Raw genomic sequence first — 17077 nt, 5'->3', positions numbered from 1 at the left:
CAGGTCGAGGGTGTCGGCGCCGGTGCCGCCGCCCAGCAGGTCGTCGCCGAGGCCGCCGGCGAGGATGTCGCTGCCGCCGAGGCCGGAGATGGCGTCGTTGCCGTCCGACCCCACCATCCAATCGGCCGCGCCCGACGCCGCCAGCGAGACCCGGAAGACGTCGGTCGCGCCGTTGGTGTCGCCGGCCACCAGGTTGCTGGCGAAGCTCGAGAAGGTGACGAAGCGGCCGTCGGCCGAGATCGCGGCGGAGAACGAACTCCCGTTCGCCTGCGCCCCGCCGAGGCCGACGGAGAGACGGGTGGTGGTGCCGGTCAGGGTGTCGCGCAGGTAGATGTCGGAAACGCCGTTGCTGTCGCCGGCGACCAGGTTGCTGGCGTAGCTCTCGAAGACGACGAAGCGGCCGTCGGCGGAGACCTGCGCGGCGAGGGAGACTGAGTTTCCCTGGGTGCCGTCGCCGGCGGCGGAGACGAGGGTGATGGCGCCGGTCAGGGTGTCACGCAGGAAGATGTCGCGAACGTTGTTGCTGTCACCGGCGACCAGGTTGCTGGCGAAGCTCTCGAAGACGACGAAGCGGCCGTCGGCGGAGACCAGCGCGCGGAAGGAGCCTGAGTTCCCCTCGGTGCCGTCGCCGGCGGCGGAGAGACGGGTGGTGGCGCCGGTCAGGGTGTCGCGCAGGAAGATGTCCGCAACGCCATTGCTGTCGCCGGCGACCAGGTTGCTGGCGTTGCTCTCGAAGACGACGAAACGGCCGTCGGCCGACAGGGCCGGGACAAATGACCCATTGTTGCCTGGGATGCCGCCGTCCGACAGCGAGATGCGCGCGACGGCGCTGGTGTTGATCGCAACCACGAGGAAGCCTCCCGAGCCGCGGAGTGTCCGTCGCCGCGGCGATTCGCGGCAGGGCGCGGCGGCTTCGGTCAGTCTGCTCTCGGCCCTTGCCGTCGGCGTCATCCGAATGAAGGATGCGCCCCCTCCCGGAAAGGCAGCATTCTACTGAATTTGCTCCGAACCCGGATCGGTTCTTTCGGGCGGGCGGAGTGGATCGGGCGGATACCATCCTGGAGGCCCGTGCAGTGGAGCCATGGCGCCGCCGGCACTCCGGGCGCCGACTGAAGATCCGCGCCCGGCTCATACCTCCTCGGCGGACATTCGCCTGCTGCCCCGGCCGGCCTGCCCCTATAGTCCCGCCATTCGACGGTCCGGGACTTCACCGGAAGAAACGGCGGGCCGGGCGCCAGGCATCGAGCGGCGCCCCTCCCGCGGCACGACCAGGACAGAGGGACAGGGCATGCGGCTCGAAGGCAAGGTGGCCATCGTCACCGGCGCGGCGTCAGGCTTCGGCAAGGGCATCGCCGAGCGCTTCGTGCGGGAAGGCGCCAACGTGCTGATCGCCGATCTGTCGACGGAAGCCGGCGAGGCGGTGGCCGTGGCGCTGAACGAGGTGCGGCCGAACGCCGCCCGCTTCGTCCGCACCGACGTGTCGCGCGACGCCGACACCGCGGTCGCCATCGCCACCGCGGTCGAGGCCTTCGGCGGGCTCGACATCGTCGTCAACAATGCCGGCTACACCCATCGCAACAAGCCGATGGCCGAGGTCACCGAGGACGAGTTCGACCGCATCTTCGCGGTCAATGTGAAGGCGATCTTCCTGTCGGTCCGGCACGCCGCGCCGCATCTCTCGGCCAAGGGCGGCTCGATCCTCAACATCGCCTCGACCGCGGGGCTGCGGCCGCGGCCCGGCCTGACCTGGTACAACGCCTCGAAGGGCGCGGTGATCACCGCCACCAAATCGATGGCGGTCGAGCTGGCGCCGAAGATCCGGGTCAACTGCCTGTGCCCGGTGCTGGGCCAGACCGGCCTGACCTCGACCTTCCTCGGCGAGGACACGCCGGAGCGGCGGGCCCAGTTCCTGGCCACCATCCCGCTCGGCCGGATGAGCACGCCCGAGGACATCGCCAACGCCGCCCTCTATCTGTCCTCGGACGAGGCGTCGATGGTCACCGGCGTGGCGCTGGAAGTCGACGGCGGCCGCTGCATCTGAGCGCTGCTGACCGGGACCGACCGCAGCCGGGGCTTGCCTCGGCGCCGCGATCCCCGCACCCTCGGCACCGAGGGCAGCGAAGGGGCGATGGGCATGCCAGCAACGGCCGGGTTGTCGACGGCGCGCCATCCGACTAGGAAGGCGCGATGACGACCCTCGCAACCGACTCGCGCGACAGCCAATCGCTCGCCCCCAAGCTGCTCGGCGTGATCGGCGTCGTGTATGGCGATATCGGCACCAGCCCGCTCTACACCATCCGGGAATGCTTCACCCACCCCGGGGCGCCCGGCGTCTCCGAGGGGGCGGTACTGGGCGTGCTGTCGCTGATCTTCTGGGCGACGACGCTGATCATCACGATCAAATACGTCTCCTTCGTGATGCGCGCCGACAACCGCGGCGAAGGCGGCGTGCTGGCCCTGACCGCCCTGGCCTTCCGGTCGCGCCGCGGCAAGAAATGGGGCCATTTCATCGTGCTGATGGGCATCATCGGCGCGGCGCTGTTCTACGGCGACGGCGTGATCACCCCGGCGATCTCGGTGCTCAGCGCCGTGGAGGGCCTGAAGATCGCGACGCCGGTCTTCGACCCCTACATCATCCCGCTGACGCTGGTCATCCTGACCCTGATCTTCATGGTCCAGGCCCATGGCACGGCCAAGGTCGGGTCGGCCTTCGGCCCGATCATGTGCCTCTGGTTCCTGGTCATCGGCCTGCTCGGCGCGGCCCAGATCGTGAACCGCCCCGACGTGCTGGCGGCGATCTGGCCGAACCACGCGGTCGAGCTGTTCGCCACCAACCCCTGGGCCGCGATCGTCGTGCTCGGCTCGGTGGTGCTGGCGGTCACCGGCGGCGAGGCGCTGTATGCCGATATGGGCCATTTCGGCCGCGGCCCGATCCGCATCGCCTGGCTCGGCTTCGTCTGGCCGGCCCTGCTGCTGAACTATTTCGGCCAGGGCGCGCTGCTGATCGAAAACCCGGCGGCAATCGAATCGCCCTTCTACCTGCTGACCCCCTCCTGGGGCCTGTACCCGATGGTGATCCTGGCCACCATGGCCACGGTGATCGCCTCCCAGGCCGTGATCTCCGGCGCCTTCTCGGTCAGCCAGCAGGCGGCCCAGCTCGGCTACATGCCGCGGCTGGAGGTGCGCCACACCTCGGCCGAGGAGAAGGGCCAGATCTACATCTCGCGGATCAACTGGTCGCTCTACGCCGCGGTGGTCATCCTGGTGGTCGGCTTCGGCTCCTCCAGCGCGCTGGCCGGGGCCTACGGCATCGCCGTGACCGGCACCATGGCGGTGACCAGCGTGCTGGCCTATCTGGTCGCCCGCCACCGCTGGGGCTGGAGCCGCTGGGCCGCGCTGCCGCTGTTCGCCGTGTTCCTGGCCATCGACCTGGCCTTCTTCGGCGCCAACACCATCAAGATCCTGCATGGCGGCTGGTTCCCGCTGGTGCTGGCGGTGGCGCTGACGACGCTGATGTGGGTGTGGCGCAAGGGCCGCGAGATCCTGTACCGGCGGCGCTATCGCGACGCCATCCCGCTCGCGACCTTCGTCGAGGGCAAGATGTACAAGCGGGCGCACCGGGTGCCCGGCACCGGCATCTTCATGACCGGCAATGTCGGTGTCATCCCCTTCGCCCTGCTGCACAACCTGAAGCACAACAAGATCATCCATGAGCGCGTGGTGCTGCTGAAGGTCGAGACCACGGACGAGCCGCGGGTCGACGACGACCAGCGCATAGAGATCAAGGATCTCGGCGACGGCTTCTACACGGTGATCGTGCGCTACGGCTTCCAGCAGCAGCCGGACGTGCCGCGGGCGCTGGCCGCCTGCGCCGCCAAGGGCCTCGGCTTCAACATGGCCGACACCTCCTTCTTCATGAGCCGGGAGTATTTCGTGCCGTCGCCGCGGCCGGAGCTGCCGCCGTGGCAGGAATGGCTGTTCATCCTGATGTCGAACAACGCGCTGAGCGCCACCGAGTTCTTCCGCATCCCGGCCAACCGCGCGGTCGAGCTGGGCTCGCATCTGGAGATCTGACGGCCCTCAGTTGCCGTACAGATACTCCGGCAGCCACAGCACGATGCCGGGCCAGAGATACATCAGCACCATGCACAGGATCACGACCAGCATGTACGGCATCATGCCGGCGAAGATCTGGTTGAGGGTGACATGCGCCGGCGCCACGCCCTTCAGGTAGAAGGCCGACATCGCCACCGGCGGCGACAGGAACGCGGCCTGCAGGTTGACGAACACCAGCACGCCCCACAGCACCGGGTCGATGCTGAAATGCTTCAGGAGCGGCAGGAAGATCGGCACGAAGATGATGATGATCTCGGTCCATTCCAGCGGCCAGCCGAGCAGGAAGATGATCGCCTGCGACAGGATCATGAACTGGACCGGCGACAGGTCGAGCGACAGCACCCAGTGCTCGATCAGCGCCTGCCCGCCGAGCAGCGCGAACACGGCGGAGAACAGCGCCGAGCCGACGAACAGCCAGCACACCATGGCGGTGGTCTTGGCCGTCAGGAACACCGCCTCCTTGGTCCGCTTCCAGTTCAGGGTCCGGGCCTGCAGCGCCAGCAGGAAGGCGCCGGCGGCGCCGACCGCGGCGGATTCGGTCGCCGTGGTGATGCCGAACAGGATCACCGCCAGCACCAGGACGGTCAGGATGGCGAGCGGCATCACCGACGAGGCCAGCAGCTTCAGCATCTCGAAGCGCTCGGCCGTCATGCGCCGGTAGTAGCGGAACAGCATCACCGCCGCGGCCAGGGCCACCACGCCGAAGACGATGTAGAAGCCGTTGCCCGGCCCGAGTTCCGCACCGGTGGCCGGCGCCGCGGTCGCGACCGGCGCGCCGAGCTGCTCCAGCCCTTCCGGCACCGCCTCCGCCTCGGCCGACGACTGCGGGTAGATCACGACGTACCACCAGATCGCGACGAGGGTCAGCGCGGTCAGCACCAGCGGCACCAGCGCGGTGCCGAAATTGCCGGTCAGGCGGCCATAGGTCAGGCGCCCCGTCCCGGTGTCGAGCGCGGCCGCCCGGGACGGCGAGACCAGGGCTTTGGCCAGCCCGACCAGCATGTTGCGCGAATAGGCGGCCTGGAAGGCCCGCATCCAGCCCGGCACCGGCACCCGGGTCTGGTCCTCCGGCAGGCGCGGCGCGACCTTCGGCTGCAGCAGCGCCCAGCCGATGATGTAGACGAGGTACAGCAGGGCCAGGAAGAAGCCCGGGAACATCGCCGCGGCGTAGAGCTTGACCACCGACTGCCCGGCCACCGCGGCGTAGACGATGATCATCACCGAGGGCGGGATCAGGATGCCGAGCGTGCCGCCGGCGGTGATCACGCCGGTGGCGAGCCGGACGTCGTAGCCGGCGCGCAGCATCGGGTTGAGCGCGATCACCCCCATCAGCACCACGACGGCGCCGACCAGGCCGCTGGCGATGCCCCAGAAGGTGCAGACGATCAGCGTGGCGACGGCGAGCGAGGCCGGCACCCGCCGGGCGGAGAGCTGGATGCTGTAGAACATCTTGTCCACCAGCGCCCCGCGCTCCATCACATAGCCCATCAGCACGAACAGCGGGATCGACACCAGGACGTCGTTGGTCATCGCCCCGTAGGCGCGCTGGACCATCAGGTCGAACACCCGGTTGTCCCACCACGGCTCGGACGGGTCGAAGAAGGCGTAGAAGCCGAAGAACATGCCGAGGCCCATCAGCGTGAAGGCCGTCGGGAAGCCCATCATGATGACGACCACGATGAGCCCCAGCATCGCGAGTCCGAGCGCCCCGTCGCTCATGTCTGCAGATCTCCCCCCTGCCCGCGCTGGCGCGCCGTCTCGTCGATCTTCTGCGCCCGCTCGATCGCGTCGCGGCGCGTCGCCTCGTCCACATGCTCGCTCTGCGCCAGCTGCTCCTCGACCACGTCGATCTCGGTGACGTCCTTGAGCCGGCTGGGCCAGGCCCCGGTGCGCAGGCAGGCGATGCAGCGCAGGATCTCGGCCAGGCCCTGCAGCATCACCAGCGCGCCGGCCACCGGGATCACCGCCTTGAAATGATAGATCGGCGGCCCTTCCGCGGTGACGGTCGAGTGCTCGTTGATCCGCCAGGACAGCTCCGCATAGCTGTACCCGGCATAGACCAGGGCGGCGATGCCGGGCAGGAAGAACAGGACGTAGAGCACCAGGTCGAACGACGCCTGGGTCCGCGGCCGCATCGAGCCGTACAGGAAGTCGCCGCGGACATGGCCGTTCTGGGCCAGGGTGTAGGCCCCGGCCAGCATGAACAGGCTGCCGTAGAACATGTTGCTGGCGTCGAAGATCCACGCCGTCGGCGCGTTCAGCAGGTAGCGCTTGAAGACCTCGACGCAGATCAGGGCCATCAGCCCGATGATCAGCCACGCCGCGGCCTTGCCGACCCAGGTGCTGACGCCGTCGACCAGATGCAGGAATCGCTGGAGGCTCATACGGTGCAGCCCGCTGCCGGAGGGTTCGGACGAAAACACGGCGCCGCCGGACCTGTCCGACGGCGCCGGCTCCGCTGCGGGATCAGATCTTGCTGGCTGCCGCGTTCGCGCCGAAATAGTGGTCGAAGGCCAGACGCCGGTTGACGACGGTGTCCTGCTCCCATCGCGTCGCCCGCTGGGCGAAGGCGATCTGCGATTGCAGGATCTCCTTGAACAGCGGGTTCTCCCCGGCCTTCTTCTTCACCACCTCGTCATAGACCTCGAGCTGCCGCTTCAGGATCGCTTCCGGCGTCTTGTAGAACTTGACCCCGTCCTTGGTCTGCAGCTCGCCGTAGTCCTTCGAGTAGCGATCGATCGCCTTCCACTGCATGTCCTGCGACGCCGCCTCGACCGCGCTGCCGATGATGGCCTTCATCTTGTCGGGCAAGGCATCGTACTTGGCCTTGTTGAACATGATCTCGAACTGCTCGGCATTCTGGTGATAGCTCTGCAGCATGCAGATCTTCGACACGTCGGGGAAACCGAGGGTGCGGTCGGACGAGGCGTTGTTGAACTCGGCGGCGTCGAGCAGGCCGCGGTCCAGCGCCGAGACGATCTCGCCGCCCGGCAGCGCGTTGACCGCGGCGCCGAGGGCGGTGAACACATCGATCGAGATGCCGACGGTGCGGAACTTCAGGCCCTGCAGATCCTCGACCTTGGCGATCGGCTTCTTGAACCAGCCCAGCGGCTGGGTCGGCATCGGCCCGTAGGGGAAGGAGACGACATTGGCGCCGATCGAGGCGTAGAGCTTCTCCAGCAGCTCCTTGCCGCCGCCGTATTTGTGCCAGGCCAGCAGCGTGTTGGCGTCCATGGCGAAGCCGGGGCCGGATCCCCACAGCGCGAGCGCCGTCTGCTTGCCGTAGTGGTAGACCATCACGCCGTGGCCGCCGTCGAGCGTGCCCTGCGACACCGCGTCGAGCAGGCCGAAGGCCGGCACCACGGCGCCGGCCGGCAGCACCTCGATGGCCAGCTCGCCGCCGGTCATGTCGTTGACCTTCTTGGCGAAGTCCTGCGCGAATTCGTGGAAGATGTCCTTCGAGGGCCAGGTGCTCTGCCAGCGCATATGCACCGGCCCCTGCGCCTTGACGATGGCCGGCGCGGCGACGGTCGCCGCGGCGGCCACGGCCGCGCCGGCCAGAAAGCGGCGGCGCGACCCGTTCGATGCCGCGACCGGCGGCGTGGAATCCCGATCATGGACAGTCATTGAAAACCTCCCCCTGTTGGGCGCGTGGGACGCTTCGGCCGGCGTCGTTCGATGCGCAACAAAGTCACAGCTTGTCACAGATGATGGCAAGAAGCATCCAGCAGGATTGGCGTCACAGATTCGACCTTCGTCGCAGTCGCAGGGTCGGCCTGCGGCCCCTGCCGCAAACCGGCCCGGGTGCGGCGCGGCCTCGATTGACTCGCGCCCGCCGCCCCGCTTTAGTCCCTCGGCGCCCAGTGATGCCTGACGGGGAGTGACGGGATGAAGAAGGTCTATCCGGATGCCACGGCGGCGCTGGCCGGCGTGCTCCGCGACGGGATGATGGTGATGGCCGGCGGCTTCGGCCTGTGCGGCATCCCCGAGAAGCTGATCGACGCCATCGCCGAGAGCGGCGTGACCGGCCTGACCGTGATCTCGAACAATTGCGGCATCGACGGCGTCGGCCTCGGCAAGCTGCTCGATCGCGGCCAGATCAAGAAGATGATCTCGTCCTATGTCGGCGAGAACAAGCTGTTCGCCCAGCAGTACCTGTCCGGCCAGCTGGAGCTGGAGTTCAACCCGCAGGGCACCCTGGCCGAGCGCATCCGCGCCGGCGGCGCCGGCATCCCCGCCTTCTTCACCAAGACCGGCGTCGGCACCATCGTCGCCGACGGCAAGGAGGTGCGCGAGTTCGACGGCGCGCAGTATGTGATGGAGCGCGGGCTGTTCGCCGACCTGGCCATCGTCAAGGCCTGGAAGGGCGACACCGAGGGCAACCTGATCTACCGGATGACCGCCCGGAACTTCAACCCGATGATGGCCACCGCCGCCAAGGTGACGGTCGCCGAGGTCGAGGAGCTGGTCGATGTAGGCGGGCTGGACCCCAACCAGATCCACACCCCCGGCATCTATGTGAAGCGCATCCTTCAGGGCAAGGATTACGAGAAGCGCATCGAGCAGCGCACCACCCGCCCGCGCGCGGCCTGAGGACAGGAGACAGACCATGGCCTGGACCCGTGAGCAGATGGCCGCCCGCGCCGCGAAGGAGCTGGAGGACGGCTTCTACGTCAATCTCGGCATCGGCATCCCGACGCTGGTGGCGAACTATATCCCCGACGGCATCACCGTGGCGCTGCAGAGCGAGAACGGCATGCTCGGCATGGGCCCCTTCCCCTATGAGGGCGAGGAGGACCCGGACCTGATCAACGCCGGCAAGCAGACGATCACCGAGCTGCCGCAGTCGAGCTATTTCAGCTCGGCCGATTCGTTCGCCATGATCCGCGGCGGCCATATCGACCTGTCGATCCTCGGCGCCATGCAGGTGTCGAAGGAGGGCGACCTCGCCAACTGGATGATCCCCGGCAAGATGGTGAAGGGGATGGGCGGGGCGATGGACCTGGTCGCCGGCGTCAAGCGCGTCGTCGTGATCATGGAGCACAACGCCAAGGACGGGACGCCGAAGCTGTTGAACGCCTGCGACCTGCCGCTGACCGGCAAGGCCGTGGTCGACCTGGTGATCACCGAGCTCGGCGTGTTCGAGATCGGGCCGCAGGGCTTGACCCTGACCGAGGTCGCCGACGGCGTCACGGTCGAGGAGATCCGGACCAAGACCGAGGCGCCCTTCGCCACCCGGCCCGGCTTGGCCTGATCCGCCCGATGGTCGGGACGCCGCTGGCGGGCCATGACCGCTACGGCTACAGCGCGATCACCCGCCGGCCGGACACGGCCTGGCCGGACGGGACGCGCCTCGCCGTCTATCTCGGCCTCAACCTCGAGCATTTCGCCTTCGGCGACGGGCTGGGGGCCGAGCTGGCACCGGGCGGGCCGCAGCCGGACGTGCTGAACTACGCTTGGCGCGACTACGGCAACCGGGTCGGCGCCTGGCGCCTGCTGGAGCTGTTCGACCGGCTGGCCCTGCCCTGCTCCGCCATCGTCAACGCGTCGATCTACGACCATTGCCCGGAGCTGCCGGCCGCCTTCCAGGCCCGCGGCGACGAGATCGTCGGCCACGGCCACAGCAACTCCGAACGCCAGGGCGTGTTGCCGGAGGCGGAGGAGGCGGCGCTGATCCGCCACGCCACCGACGCCATCGCCCGCCATGCCGGCGCGCCGCCGAAAGGCTGGCTCGGCCCCTGGATCTCGCAGAGCCTGCGCACCCCCGACCTGCTGCAGGAGGCGGGCTACGACTACCTGCTGGACTGGTGCCATGACGATCAGCCGGTGTGGATGCGCACCCGGGTGGGGCGCATCCTGTCGGTGCCCTATCCGCAGGAGTTGAACGACATCCCGGCGATCGTGGCGCGCAAGATGAACGCCGACGCCTTCGCCGACATGGTGATCGGCCAGTTCGACGAGATGCTGGAGCAGCAGGCGCACGGCCAGGCCCTGGTGATGGGCGTGGCGCTGCATCCCTACATCGTCGGCCAGCCCTACCGGCTGCGCCAGCTGCGCCGCGCCCTGGCTCATATCGCCGCCCGGCGCAGCGACGTCTGGATCACCACCGCCGGCGCCATCGCCGCCCACGCCGCCGCCCTGCCGCCCGGAACCGTGCCGGGCTGACGGGCAGCGCCCGATTGTCACGCGGCGACCAGGCCGCGACGCTTGCCCCCGCCCGGCGTCGGGACCAGATTAGGGCTTTCGCACATGCGAGAGAGCGATCCCATGCCCGACGGCGCTCCGGAGGCAAGCCTCAAGCTGGTCGCCGATATCTCGGTCCTCGACGGCGACGCCTGGGACGCCTGCGCCGGGCCGGACAACCCGTTCCTGTCGCACGCCTTCCTGTCGGCGCTGGAACAGAGCGGGTCGGCCACCGCCGAGGCCGGCTGGCTGCCCCAGCATCTGGTGCTGGAGGAGCCGGACGGCCGCCTGCTCGGCGCCGTGCCGCTGTACCTCAAGGGCCATTCCCAGGGCGAATACGTCTTCGACCACAGCTGGGCTCGGGCCTATGAGCAGGCGGGCGGCGATTACTATCCGAAGCTGCAATCGGCCGTGCCCTTCACCCCGGTCACCGGCCCCCGCCTGCTGGTCCGCCCCGGCGCCCCGGCCCAGACCGCCGACCTGCTGATCCACGGGCTGGAACAGGCGGCGCTGGCGCACAAGGTCTCCTCCGTCCACGTCACCTTCCCGACCGAGGCCGACTGGTCGCGCTTCGGCGCGGCCGGCTGGCTGCAGCGAATCGGCGAGCAGTACCATTGGGAGAATGACGGCTACGCCAGCTTCGACGACTTCCTGGCCACGCTGAACAGCCGCCGGCGCAAGGACATCCGCAAGGAGCGGCAGCGCGCGGTCGAGGGCGGCATCCGCCTGACCGTGCTGACCGGCGACGACCTGAAGCCCCGGCACTGGGACGCCTTCTTTCGCTTCTACCGCAACACCAGCGACCGGAAATGGGGCGACCCGTATCTGACCCGCGAGTTCTTCGCCCGGATCGGCGAGACCATGGCCGACCGGGTCGCGCTGGTGATGGCGGAGAAGGACGGACGCTGGATCGCCGGCGCCCTGAACCTGATCGGCAGCGACACGATCTACGGCCGCAACTGGGGCTGCGACGGCCGCGACTATCCCTTCCTGCATTTCGAGGCCTGCTACTACCAGGCGATCGACTTCGCCATCGCCCGCGGCTTGAAGCGGGTCGAGGCCGGGGCGCAGGGCGAGCACAAGGTGATGCGCGGCTACCGCCCGGTGCGCACCTACAGCGCGCACTGGATCCGCGACCCCGGCTTCCGCCGCGCCGTGGCCGATTTCCTGGTCCGCGAGACCCGCGCGGTCGAGGCCGGCATCGAAGACCTCGCCGAGCACCTCCCCTTCCGGCAAGATTGTCCCTAGCCGCATCCTGGCATCACGACGCGACGGCCGGCAGGCGATGCCGTCGCCACGAACCGAGGGAGAGAGACGATGGATCTCGACAAGCTCTTGGGTGCGTTGGCGCAGAGCGGCATGGGCCGCTCCTCTGGTGGCGGGGCCGGTGGCGTCGATATCGGCGGCATCCTCAGCCAGGTGCTGGGCGGGGGCGGCATGGCCGCCGCGCCGGCGGGTCGATCGGGTGGCGGCCTGGGCGGGCTCGGCGGGCTGCTCGAGGGCCTGGGCGGCGGCGGCTCATCGGGCGGCGGGCTCGGCGACATTCTCGGCGGTCTCACAGGCGGCCAGAGCCGGGGCGGCGGCGGCCTTGGTGGAGGCCTGGGCGGCGGGCTGATGGCGATCATCGCCACGGTCGCCATGCAGGCGCTGCAGAACCGCGGCGGAGGTGGCGGCCTGCTGGCCGGCCTTGGCGGCTCGGACGACGCGCGCCAGACGGCGCCGACCGGCCCGGCGGCAACCCCGGCTCCAGGCGTGAGTGGAGGGGCTGGCGGCGGCTTCCTCGACATGGCCGATTCGGTCGGCGGCGGGGGCCAGGCGGCGCCCCTGATCGGTCAGGACACCGCGCACCGCATCATCCGCACCATGATCGCGGCGGCGGCGGCCGACGGCACCATCGACGAGGCCGAGGCCACGGCGATCCAGGGCCATCTCGGCGAGGAGGACGAGGAGGAGCGCGCGTTCATCGAGCAGGAGCTGAACAACCCAGCGACGCCGGAGCAACTGGCGGCCGGGATCAGCGGGCCGCAGGAGGCCGCGCAGGTCTACACCGCGGCGCTGCTGACCGTGACCATGGATTCGCCGGAGGAAAGCCGCTTCCTGAAGCAGCTGGCTCTGGCGCTGAAACTCGACGCCCAGACCATCGCCGCGCTGCACCAGACGGTGAAGCCAGGGTGAGAGGCTGCTTCCCTGTTCCTCCCTGTCGTTGCCGGGCCTGACCCGGCAATCCAGAGGATGTTGACGCTCTCTGGATGCCCGGGTCAGGCCCGGGCATGACAGCAAGGGGAATGGTCGAAGTGAGCCGTCTGAAGCGCGACCGCAACGATCTCTTTCTGTTCGTGTTCGATCGCGAGCAATGGTGTCCCGTCTTCCTGATCCGACTCGAAACTCCCGATCTCGACAGGCTCCGCTCGCTGCTCGGGAGCGCCGCCGACAACGACCCGGAGCTCAATCACGGCTATCGGCTCGACGAGGATGAGGCGGCGGCGATCGCCGCAGCGTCGGGGACGGAGCTCGAACTGTCGGGGTTGGACACCGCCGACCGTGAATATGTCCTGCACTGGCTGCACTCGATCGACACCGCGCCTTATCTGGTGCACACGGGTTACGAGCTTCCCCTCCTCCTGGACGGCCGCAAGAAGCTGGCCCGCATGGTACACGAATATCCTCCGATGACCTTCGACGGCGAGCACCGCTTCGACCATTGGGTGGCGCAGGGCGTGCTGCATCGCGAGGAGATCGTCGAGCCGTTCGGGCGCCCGATGGGGGAGTTCCTCGGCTTCCGGACCGTCTACTACACGCCGAAGGGCGAGGAGTGGCGCATTCCGGCGCTGAAACTGATCGTCGAGGCCTCGGCGAGACCCCGCGGCTGGAACGAGGATTTCGAGCGCCTCGAGGGCATGATCTTCGGCTACGAGGATTGGCAGAACGACTGGTGGATCGACACTGGCATCCAGGGCGGCGGCTTCGGCGGCGTGGTGCTGTGCTGCAGCGTCGATGCGGCGGGGCTGGCCTGGATGGAAGCCGCCGGGTTCCGGGCGCTGCCGCCGGCGGCCGGACCGGTCTTGACGATTTTCCCCTATGATCCGGTGGCCGTCGAGAAGATGCTCGCCGACGCCGGGGGCGCGGCGCTCGTCAGCTTCGTCGTCCCCGGGATCGCCGTCCTGAACCTTTCAGGTCCTCTCGACGGCAGCCCCTGGCGGCTGGCGGCCGACCGCGTTCCGGAGCTGAACAAGCATCTGCGGCGCGCCGTCGTGGTCAGGGCCCGTCGTGGATAGGTCTTAAAACTCCGTCTCCAGCACCCGGTCCGGCGGCACATGGCCGTCGACGAAGCTGCGGATGTTGACGATCACCTTCTGGCCCATATCGATGCGGCCCTCGAGGGTCGCCGAGCCCATATGCGGCAGCAGCACCACGTTGGCCAGCTTCAGCAGCTTCGGGTTGACGTTCGGCTCGCGCTCGAACACGTCGAGCCCGGCCCCCGCCAGCTCGCCCTGCTTCAGCATCTGCGCCAGCGCCGTCTCGTCGATCACCTCGCCGCGCGAGGTGTTCACGATCAGCGCGTCGCGGCGCAGCAGCTTCAGCCGCCGAGACGACAGCAGGTGGAAGGTCGCCGGGGTGCGCGGGCAGTTGACCGAGACGATGTCCATCCGCGACAGCATCTGGTCCAGGCTGGGCCAGAAGGTGGCGTCCAGCTCGGCCTCCACCTCCGGGTGCACCCGGTTGCGGTTGTGGTAATGCACCGACAGGCCGAAGGCGCGGGCCCGGCGCGCCACCGCCTGGCCGATCCGGCCCATGCCGATGATGCCGAGCCGCTTGCCGCCGAGCCGGGCGCCGAGCATGCCGGTCGGGCTCCAACCGGTCCACTGCCCGCCGCGGACCAGCCGCTCGCCCTCGGCCAGCCGGCGGGCCACCGACAGGATCAGGGCCATGGTCATGTCGGCGGTGTCCTCGGTCAGGACGCCGGGGGTGTTGGTCACGGTCAGCCCGCGGGCCCGGGCGGCGCCGAGGTCGATGTGGTCGACGCCGGTGCCGAAGCTGGCGATCAGCTTCAGCTGCGGCCCGGATTGGGCCAGGAGCTCGGCGTCGATCCGGTCGGTCACCGTCGGCACCAACACGTCGGCCTCGCCCATCGCCGCGGCCATCTGCTCCCGGTCCAGCGCCACGTCGTCGTGGTTCAGCCGGGTCTCGAACAGCTCCATCATCCGGGTCTCGATGACATCCGGCAGCTTGCGCGTGACGATGACGAGCGGACGTTTTCTCTCGGCCATGGCGGAACCAGTCCCGGCAACCCCGTTTGCGCCATAGAGCAAGCCGGGCGGGCGATTGTCCAGTGCCCCGGCTGTGACCAGCGTCACCGTTCGGCCGAAGAGTCGCGTAGGATGATGGCGTCGACCGGCTGGAGGATCATGCGGGACGAGACCGATTCACGCGGCGCGCTGCAGCGGCAGGCACGATGGCCTTTGACGGCGGGAGCAGTCGCGCTCGCTGCGCTGGCGGTGCCGCTTGCGGTCGATCCCGCGCTCGGCGCCTATTTCGTGGCGCGGGCCGAGCTGCTGTATGGCGGCATCGCCACGCTGATCCTGGCCGGCCTCGCCGCCCACGCCCCGCATCGCCGCTTCGGCCCGGCCAACACGGTGACGCTGTCGCGCATCGTGCTGATCTGCCTCTTGGCCGCGCTGATGGGCACGGCGGCGCCGGACGAGGACTGCCTGTGGCTGATCGCCGGATTCGCCACGCTGGCCCTGGCGCTGGACGGGGTCGACGGCTGGGCCGCCCGGCGCAGCGGCCTGGCCTCCCGCTTCGGCGCCCGATTCGACATGGAGGCCGACGCCTTCTTCGTCCTGGTCCTCTCCGTGCTGGCCTGGCAGTGGGACAAGGTCGGGGCCTGGGTGCTGCTGATCGGGGCGATGCGCTATCTCTACGTGCTGGCCGGCGCCGCCTGGCCCTGGCTGCGCGGGCCGGTGCCGGACAGCTTCGCCCGCAAGGCCGTCTGCGTGATCCAGATCCTGGTGCTGATCGCCTGCCTGGCGCCGCCGGTGCCGCACTCGCTGGCCGAGGTTCTGGCGGCGGGGGCGCTGGCGCTGCTGGGCTGGTCCTTCGGCCGCGACGTGGTCTGGCTGTGGCGGCAACGCGTGCCGGCATGAACGCCATCGCCCGCGCCGCCGGCATCGCCCGGTCCCTCGCCATCTATCGCGGCATTCCGGGACGCTCCGCCCGCTTCCGGCGGTTCTTCTCGACCCTGATCCGGCCCGGCGAGCTGTGCTTCGACATCGGCGCCCATGTCGGCAACCGCAGCCTGTGCTGGGCCGGACTCGGCGCCCGGGTGGTGGCGGTCGAGCCGCAGCCCGACCTCGCCCGGCTGCTGCGCCGCAGCTTCCGCGGCCATGCCGGCATCACCCTGGTCGAGAGCGCGGTCGGCGCCGCCCCGGGCACGGCAATGCTGCATCTCAGCAGCCGCACGCCGACGGTCGCCAGCCTGTCGCCCGACTGGATCGAGACGGTGTCGCAGGCCGACGGCTTCGCCGCGATCCGCTGGGACCGGCGGGTCGAGGTGCCGGTGACCACGCTGGACGCGCTGATCGATCGCTTCGGCACCCCCGCCTTCTGCAAGATCGATGTCGAGGGCTTCGAGGGCGAAGTGCTGGCCGGGCTGTCCCGCCCCCTGCCCCTCCTGTCGGTCGAATATGTCCCGGCGGCGCTGCCGGCCACCCTCGCCGTGCTCGACCGGATCGAGGCGCTGGGCCGCATCGAGGCGATGGGCCGCTGCCGCTTCCAGGTCTCGATCGGCGAAACCGGGCGCTTCCTGTGGCCGAACTGGCGCAGCGGGCACGAGTTGCGAGCCTGGCTGTTGACTCTGTCGCCGGGGGACCGCTCCGGCGACATCTACGCGCGGGCCGAGGCATGATGGACACCGCCTGGATCTGGCTGCTCGACCGCCGCGCCGGCCGGCCGGAGGCGCCGCTGCCCTCCGATTCCGAGGCGCGCGACCGGATCGCGCTGCTGCGCCCCTTCGCCGAGGCCGAGGGCCGCTTCGCTTTGGCCCATCTCGGCCAGAGCATCGACGGCCACATCGCCACCGGCTGCGGCCAGTCGCAATACGTCACCGGCCCCTGCAACCTCGATCATCTGCACCGGCTGCGGGCGCTGGCCGACGCCGTTCTGGTCGGCGCCGGCACCGTCGCCCATGACGACCCGCGGCTGACCACGCGCCGGGTCGACGGGCCGAACCCGGTGCGGGTGGTGCTGGATCCCGGCCGCCGGCTCGACGCCACCCATGGCCTGTTCACCGACGGAGCGGCCCCGACGCTACTGCTCTGCGCCGCCGACCGCGCCGACCGGCCGGCCGGTGGGGCCGAGATCATCGGCCTCGACGACCCGTCGCCGGCCGCGGTGCTGGCGGCGCTGGCCGCGCGCGGGCTGCGCCGGGTGCTGATCGAGGGCGGCGGCACCACGGTGTCGCGCTTCCTCGCCGCCGGAGTGCTGGACCGGCTGCATGTCGCGGTGGCGCCGATCATCATCGGCTCCGGCAAGGGCGGCCTGCGGCTGCCGGAAATCGCCCATCTCGACCAGGCCCTGCGCCCGCCCTGCCGCACCTATGCCATGGGCGGCGACGTGCTATTCGACTTCGACCTGCGCGGGGTCGCTATCACGGCGTATCGGGATAGGGGGAAGCCTCGCGGCTCCCCCCTCCCACACCACCGGACATACGGGTCCGTATCCGGCGGTTCGGGGGATTAAGCGGTGAGCGGGTCGGCGACGGAGGCGAGGCCGAGGGCCT

The 17077-nt window shown here is 69.6% G+C and carries 16 protein-coding genes; 11 read left to right on the top strand and 5 right to left on the bottom strand.

Features of this window, described 5'->3' with window-relative positions:
• Positions 1-849: TolB family protein (locus ACTOWL_RS35560; protein WP_441326038.1), on the bottom strand; the 849-nt coding region annotated here is incomplete at its 3' end.
• A 439-nt stretch (positions 850-1288) separates the two neighbouring features.
• On the opposite strand from ACTOWL_RS35560, the gene ACTOWL_RS35555 reads away from it, so the two are divergent.
• Both ACTOWL_RS35555 and ACTOWL_RS35550 read left to right on the top strand, forming a co-directional pair.
• On the top strand, positions 1289-2041 hold the full coding sequence (locus tag ACTOWL_RS35555; RefSeq protein WP_441326037.1) for an SDR family oxidoreductase: 753 nt from the start codon (positions 1289-1291) through the stop codon (positions 2039-2041).
• 146 nt (positions 2042-2187) lie between these two features.
• Positions 2188-4074 carry a potassium transporter Kup gene (locus ACTOWL_RS35550; protein WP_441326036.1) on the top strand — a complete coding sequence of 629 codons (1887 nt, stop codon included), beginning with the start codon at positions 2188-2190 and terminating at the stop codon, positions 4072-4074.
• 6 nt (positions 4075-4080) lie between these two features.
• Here the strand turns inward: ACTOWL_RS35550 and ACTOWL_RS35545 are convergent, their stop codons facing one another.
• From ACTOWL_RS35545 to ACTOWL_RS35535, 3 genes are all read right to left on the bottom strand, one after another.
• Complete coding sequence (locus ACTOWL_RS35545) at positions 4081-5835, bottom strand: TRAP transporter large permease (protein WP_441326035.1); 1755 nt, start codon at positions 5833-5835, stop codon at positions 4081-4083.
• The gene (locus tag ACTOWL_RS35540; protein WP_441326034.1) at positions 5832-6500 is read right to left on the bottom strand and encodes a TRAP transporter small permease subunit; all 669 of its coding nucleotides are present in this window, start codon (positions 6498-6500) and stop codon (positions 5832-5834) included. Before ACTOWL_RS35540 ends, ACTOWL_RS35545 begins: the two co-directional genes overlap by 4 nt.
• Before the next feature lie 82 nt (positions 6501-6582).
• Positions 6583-7743 carry a TRAP transporter substrate-binding protein gene (locus ACTOWL_RS35535; protein WP_441326033.1) on the bottom strand — a complete coding sequence of 387 codons (1161 nt, stop codon included), beginning with the start codon at positions 7741-7743 and terminating at the stop codon, positions 6583-6585.
• A 261-nt stretch (positions 7744-8004) separates the two neighbouring features.
• Between ACTOWL_RS35535 and ACTOWL_RS35530 the strand changes: the two genes are divergently transcribed.
• From ACTOWL_RS35530 to ACTOWL_RS35505, 6 genes are all read left to right on the top strand, one after another.
• Entirely contained in the window at positions 8005-8709 is a 705-nt protein-coding gene (locus ACTOWL_RS35530; RefSeq protein WP_441326032.1) for a CoA transferase subunit A, read from the top strand.
• Between the two features lie 16 nt (positions 8710-8725).
• Entirely contained in the window at positions 8726-9370 is a 645-nt protein-coding gene (locus ACTOWL_RS35525; RefSeq protein ID WP_441326031.1) for a CoA transferase subunit B, read from the top strand.
• Positions 9371-9378: 8 nt separating this feature from the next.
• Positions 9379-10281, top strand: a complete 903-nt coding sequence (locus ACTOWL_RS35520; RefSeq protein ID WP_441326030.1) for a polysaccharide deacetylase family protein — start codon at positions 9379-9381, stop codon at positions 10279-10281.
• A gap of 102 nt (positions 10282-10383) precedes the next feature.
• Positions 10384-11547 (top strand): GNAT family N-acetyltransferase, encoded by a 1164-nt coding sequence (locus tag ACTOWL_RS35515; protein ID WP_441326029.1) that lies wholly within the window; start codon positions 10384-10386, stop codon positions 11545-11547.
• Positions 11548-11616: 69 nt separating this feature from the next.
• On the top strand, positions 11617-12474 hold the full coding sequence (locus tag ACTOWL_RS35510) for a DUF533 domain-containing protein (RefSeq protein ID WP_441326028.1): 858 nt from the start codon (positions 11617-11619) through the stop codon (positions 12472-12474).
• A gap of 110 nt (positions 12475-12584) precedes the next feature.
• Entirely contained in the window at positions 12585-13574 is a 990-nt protein-coding gene (locus tag ACTOWL_RS35505) for a hypothetical protein (protein ID WP_441326027.1), read from the top strand.
• Between the two features lie 3 nt (positions 13575-13577).
• Here the strand turns inward: ACTOWL_RS35505 and ACTOWL_RS35500 are convergent, their stop codons facing one another.
• Entirely contained in the window at positions 13578-14567 is a 990-nt protein-coding gene (locus tag ACTOWL_RS35500; RefSeq protein WP_441326026.1) for a 2-hydroxyacid dehydrogenase, read from the bottom strand.
• 111 nt (positions 14568-14678) lie between these two features.
• Here ACTOWL_RS35500 and ACTOWL_RS35495 point away from each other — a divergent pair, with 111 nt between their 5' ends.
• The 3 genes from ACTOWL_RS35495 to ACTOWL_RS35485 are packed head-to-tail and all read left to right on the top strand — an operon-like array spanning position 14679 to position 17037.
• Complete coding sequence (locus ACTOWL_RS35495; RefSeq protein WP_441326025.1) at positions 14679-15443, top strand: CDP-alcohol phosphatidyltransferase family protein; 765 nt, start codon at positions 14679-14681, stop codon at positions 15441-15443.
• Positions 15440-16204 (top strand): FkbM family methyltransferase, encoded by a 765-nt coding sequence (locus tag ACTOWL_RS35490; protein ID WP_441326024.1) that lies wholly within the window; start codon positions 15440-15442, stop codon positions 16202-16204. Before ACTOWL_RS35495 ends, ACTOWL_RS35490 begins: the two co-directional genes overlap by 4 nt.
• Positions 16204-17037, top strand: a complete 834-nt coding sequence (locus tag ACTOWL_RS35485) for a RibD family protein (RefSeq protein ID WP_441326023.1) — start codon at positions 16204-16206, stop codon at positions 17035-17037. The genes ACTOWL_RS35490 and ACTOWL_RS35485 overlap by 1 nt, the downstream gene beginning before the upstream one ends.
• Positions 17038-17077: the final 40 nt, after the last annotated feature.

The organism is Inquilinus sp. CA228, assembly GCF_052078665.1.
GTDB lineage: Bacteria > Pseudomonadota > Alphaproteobacteria > DSM-16000 > Inquilinaceae > Inquilinus.
This window is presented reverse-complemented; position numbering and strand designations above follow the sequence as displayed.

Bases quoted from the DNA above. Each gene is read 5' to 3' on its own strand.
- ACTOWL_RS35555 (WP_441326037.1), top strand. From the start codon at position 1,289: ATGCGGCTCGAAGGCAAGGTGGCCATCGTCACCGGCGCGGCGTCAGGC.
- ACTOWL_RS35550 (WP_441326036.1), top strand. From the start codon at position 2,188: ATGACGACCCTCGCAACCGACTCGCGCGACAGCCAATCGCTCGCCCCC.
- ACTOWL_RS35545 (WP_441326035.1), bottom strand. From the start codon at position 5,835: ATGAGCGACGGGGCGCTCGGACTCGCGATGCTGGGGCTCATCGTGGTC.
- ACTOWL_RS35540 (WP_441326034.1), bottom strand. From the start codon at position 6,500: ATGAGCCTCCAGCGATTCCTGCATCTGGTCGACGGCGTCAGCACCTGG.
- ACTOWL_RS35535 (WP_441326033.1), bottom strand. From the start codon at position 7,743: ATGACTGTCCATGATCGGGATTCCACGCCGCCGGTCGCGGCATCGAAC.
- ACTOWL_RS35530 (WP_441326032.1), top strand. From the start codon at position 8,005: ATGAAGAAGGTCTATCCGGATGCCACGGCGGCGCTGGCCGGCGTGCTC.
- ACTOWL_RS35525 (WP_441326031.1), top strand. From the start codon at position 8,726: ATGGCCTGGACCCGTGAGCAGATGGCCGCCCGCGCCGCGAAGGAGCTG.
- ACTOWL_RS35520 (WP_441326030.1), top strand. From the start codon at position 9,379: ATGGTCGGGACGCCGCTGGCGGGCCATGACCGCTACGGCTACAGCGCG.
- ACTOWL_RS35515 (WP_441326029.1), top strand. From the start codon at position 10,384: ATGCCCGACGGCGCTCCGGAGGCAAGCCTCAAGCTGGTCGCCGATATC.
- ACTOWL_RS35510 (WP_441326028.1), top strand. From the start codon at position 11,617: ATGGATCTCGACAAGCTCTTGGGTGCGTTGGCGCAGAGCGGCATGGGC.
- ACTOWL_RS35505 (WP_441326027.1), top strand. From the start codon at position 12,585: ATGGTCGAAGTGAGCCGTCTGAAGCGCGACCGCAACGATCTCTTTCTG.
- ACTOWL_RS35500 (WP_441326026.1), bottom strand. From the start codon at position 14,567: ATGGCCGAGAGAAAACGTCCGCTCGTCATCGTCACGCGCAAGCTGCCG.
- ACTOWL_RS35495 (WP_441326025.1), top strand. From the start codon at position 14,679: ATGATGGCGTCGACCGGCTGGAGGATCATGCGGGACGAGACCGATTCA.
- ACTOWL_RS35490 (WP_441326024.1), top strand. From the start codon at position 15,440: ATGAACGCCATCGCCCGCGCCGCCGGCATCGCCCGGTCCCTCGCCATC.
- ACTOWL_RS35485 (WP_441326023.1), top strand. From the start codon at position 16,204: ATGGACACCGCCTGGATCTGGCTGCTCGACCGCCGCGCCGGCCGGCCG.